This window comes from Armatimonadota bacterium, from assembly GCA_020354555.1.
In the GTDB taxonomy this organism is placed as follows: Bacteria; Armatimonadota; Hebobacteria.
The window spans coordinates 4,237,217-4,241,347 of the sequence record CP070648.1 but is presented as its reverse complement, the minus strand read 5'-3'; the positions used below and the strand labels follow the sequence as shown (position 1 = coordinate 4,241,347).

General features: G+C 64.9%; 3 protein-coding genes. All 3 read left to right on the top strand.

Annotated elements, in window-relative coordinates; all coding sequences use genetic code 11:
• On the top strand, positions 1-682 hold a 682-nt coding region (locus tag JSV65_17310), incomplete at its 5' end, for a hypothetical protein (GenBank protein ID UCH34266.1).
• Between the two features lie 117 nt (positions 683-799).
• Positions 800-2,617: a hypothetical protein gene (locus JSV65_17305; GenBank protein ID UCH34265.1), complete on the top strand. Its 1,818-nt coding sequence runs from the start codon at positions 800-802 to the stop codon at positions 2,615-2,617.
• A gap of 182 nt (positions 2,618-2,799) precedes the next feature.
• On the top strand, positions 2,800-4,131 hold a 1,332-nt coding region (locus tag JSV65_17300), incomplete at its 3' end, for a hypothetical protein (GenBank protein ID UCH34264.1).

Below are 4,131 nucleotides of genomic sequence, written 5' to 3'. Positions count from 1 at the left end.
CGGCGAGTACTACGATCTTCAGCGGCCCGACGACGTTGGGCTTCACCCCGAGTTCAAGCCGACGTGGCTGGCGTTCATGCCGCCGATCCACTATCTGCCGCATAACCTGAGCCCGCTGATGAAGATGCTGGGCGACCGGGTAGTCGAGGTGGTGGGGATGGGCACCCGCCCGCAGAGTTATCGCCATCCCGAGGTGGCGGTGTCCGACGTCCAGGTGGCGTTGATGAAGACCGCGCAGGACTGCGTCATGCGCCTGGCGTGCAGCTTCACCCAACCGGTGCCGGCATACCACGTGCAATGGTTTCGCCTGAAGGGCACCAAAGGCATCGTGCAGATGCGATTCTCGCCGCGCGAATACCCGAAGATGTACCTCGCGGACTCGCAGATGCACGAGTTTGCGGAGGTGGATTGGCGGCTGGAGCGCACCGACGCCCCGCCGGAAGCCCTGGGCAGCGGGCACGGCAACGCCGATTACTACGTCCACGCCTACTTCCGCGAGGCGGTGCTCCGGGGCGCGCCGCTCGACCTCGACGTGTACCAGGCGATGGAGACGGCCGCACCGGCAATCCTGGCGGCGGAATCCATCGAACAGGGGAGCAGGCTGCTCGCGGTTCCGGACTTCCGCCCCAACGCCGATCGCCCGGCGGGACGGATGCCGCGGGACCTCTACCGAGGCGTCTGAGAGACATCCCAGGTCTGGATCTTACCCACGACCTGCGGGCGACCGCAGGGCGATGCCACGCGATGCCGCCACGGGCGCGAGTCCGGGGCGCGACACAACGCGAGAGGTGCGTGTGACATGAGCGACCTCCGGGTGGCCTACGTCTACGACCATGCGCTGCACGCCGGGCTGAACGCGTCGCAGGCGAACTACTGGGACATCTATCTCAGGGAGATTTGCGAGCAGCTTGGGCTGCGCGCGGAGACGGTGTCCGTCGCCGACCTCGAATCCGCGACGTCACTGTCCCGTCTCGCCACGTTAGTCATCGGCTGGCAGAGCGCCGCGGCGCTGACCACCGCGGCCAAGCGCAACCTCGACGATTGGGTGCGGGCGGGGGGGACGCTCATCGCTTTCGGCCTCGGCGACCTCGACCATGTCTTTGGGATCGAGCCCGCCCCCGCAGTGGCGCAGGCGCCGGGCGAGTACGCAATCTCGGGTTACTTCGATCTACTCCCCCACCGGCTGACCGAGGGCATTCATTCCGAGATCGCTCCGCAGCAGAAGCTGCTCATCCTCTCCGACCTGCGACCGGTGAGGCCGGCTGGAGGGGTGGAGCTGGCCCGGCTGTACGACGCAGGGAAGCGGCCGACCGTGTATGCCGCGGTCGCGTGGAATGAATACGGCGCCGGTCGCGCCGGCTACTTCGCGTTTGACGTCGCCAAGACCGTGTGGCTCCTGCACCAAGGACGCCCGGTGTGGGATATCCCAGAGAGCCGCACCGCGCCGAAGACGACCGACATGTCTCTTATCGGGGATAATTCGCCGCACGTCCTCTACAGCTACGAGATTCTGTTGCTGCTACAGAGCATGATTGCGGAGCGCCCACATCCGTTCATCTACGCGATCCCGCCGCAGGGCAACGAGATCCCGGACGCGCTGTTCATCTGGGGCGGAGACGAGTACGCCGGGCCGGTGGAGCGGAGCCTCTTTGCGTCGGACTGGATGCGCGCGCACGGGCTGGGCTATCACATCAACCTCGAGGTCGAAAACCACCCCATCACGGCGGAGCAGGCACGGCACATCACGGAGGACAACGGCCACGAGATTTCCCTGTATTACCGGCTGCGCGACGAAGACGGTTACCGCATGACCGAGGAGGTCTTCGGCGAGCAGGCATCGCTCTTCACCGAGCGGTTCGGCCGGCCCGCGGTCTGCTCGGTGAACTTCGTTCTGCGGTGGCAGGGCTGGGTGGAGCCGGCGAAGTACATCGCCGGAGCCGGCGGCCTGGGCGACAACTCATTCCTGCGCGCGCTGTATCCGGCGACCGCGGACATCCTGCACAATTCGCCGCTTTTCGCCTTCAGCTTCGGGACGTCCCTGCCGTATTTCTTCTACGACGACCACGGTGGCGCCAATAAACGCATCAACGTCATCGAGGAGCCGATCGTGTGCTACGAGATCGGCCACCGCGGCTCGATACTCGACCGCACAACGCAGGTTCTGGAGGAGGTGCGCGCGCCCGTGGATGCCGCGATCAGGTATCATCTGCTGATGAACATGTTCTACCATCCCGTGTATATCGCGGAATTCCCGCTGGCGCGAGAGGCGATCGAAGAGATCCTGCGCTGCATCGGCGAGAAGGGTGCGCTCGCCTTGCATATGGGCAACGACGCCGCCTGCCTGTGGTGGCACGCGCGGTCGCAATGCGACATCAGCGAGGTGCAGATCGCAGACGACGGGCAGGTCACATTCGAGGCCGACTGCGCGTACGACCTGGGGATGATCGTCAAGTTGCCTGCCGATGTCGGCGGCGTCGCGGACGTGTTGTGCGACGCCCAACCCGCACCTTATGAGGTGCGGCGCGAATTCGGCGGCGACTGGATTCACGTCGTCGTGCCACCCGGTCAGCACACGGTCGAGGTGCGCAGCGCACGCTCAAGACGTCGATCCCGTTGAGACAGCGTACCAGAAGGGCACCGCCTCGCACCCACAGCAACCGGTGAGCGCAAGGCGTGTCGAGGGCTTGACATCGAGCGGGCGCCTGCTAGTATTGTACAGGGGGCAACTGCGTAAGGGAGTATACGATGCGTGCGCTCGTCCTCACCGTGTCCGTGTTGCTTCTTCTCGCCGTTTCCTCGATGTGTTTAGCCGCCGGGTATGGGTTCCTGACCACGATCGGCAGCGGGCAGGATGCTATAGACGTAATCTACGTCGGCGGCAGCTACTATGACATGGGGTACTGGTACGGGGAGCTGCTGGAGGCCGACATCGCCGCGAGTGTTGACTACGCCCTGGGCGTTCTCGCCGGCGCGGGCTATACGGAGGAGGCGCTGCTGGCGGTATGGGCGCAGGCGGAGCCCTACATTCCGACGCGCTACATCGAGGAGATGCAGGGACTAGCCGACGGCTGCCTCGCCGCGAATCCGAGCACGACGATCACGTTGGACAAAGTCCATGCGATGCACATCGTGCCCGAAGCGGACCAGGTGCAGTGCTCGAGCTTCGCCGCGTTCGGCGCCGCGACCGCGGACGGGCACGTGTATCAGACGCGCAACCTGGACTGGACGATGGATCTCCTGGTGCAGAACTACCCGGTGATCATGGTGTGCGATCCCTACGGCGAGCAGCGCTACGCGAACGTTTCCTTCGCCGGCATGCTGCTGCCGATCGCGGGGATGAACATCAGCGGGTTGGCGATCGGGCAGATCTCGGGCTATTCCAGCGACGACACCTACGCCGGCCTGCCGGTCTTCATGCGGTTGCGCAACGTCCTCGAACAAGCGCACGACCTCACCGAGGCGGTGCCCATCATGACCAGCGGCGGCGGCACGTGGGGCACGGACATCGTAATCGGCTGCGGCGCCACTAACAACGGCTATGCCTTCGAGATCAGCGCCAACAACTACGCGGTGATCGGGGATAACGAGACGCTGGTCGACGCGAGTGATCCGGGAGCATATATCATCACGGACGGCGACAAGCCGGCGCTGCCGATTGACGACGTCGTGTACCGCGCGGACGTGGCGTTTGCGAGCAACATGCGCGCGCTGCAGTACGGGGGGTGGGGTTATACGCCGCGATATGTGGGTCAGCACGACCCGCTGGTGACCAACTGGGGGGTGATTGATGAGAACGTCGCGCGCAGCATCGCTCAAGCCGTGGCCATGAGTTCCTGCGTCATCAGCGCGATATACGACAACACGACGCAGGAGATGTGGGTGTCGTTCGCGCAGGACTACACGCCAGCGCAGAATCTGACGTACCAGTACTTCAATCTGCATGACTACTTCTGCACGTTCGACGACGTTTCGATGCTGCACTGGGCGTACGGGTACATCGAGGCGATCGCCCGCGACGGGATCACGGGCGGGTGCCAGGCGGATCCGCCGCTGTACTGCCCGATCGGGCAGGTGACGCGCGGGCAGATGGCTGTGTTCCTCTGCCGCGCGGCCGGCAAGACGTGGCTCGAT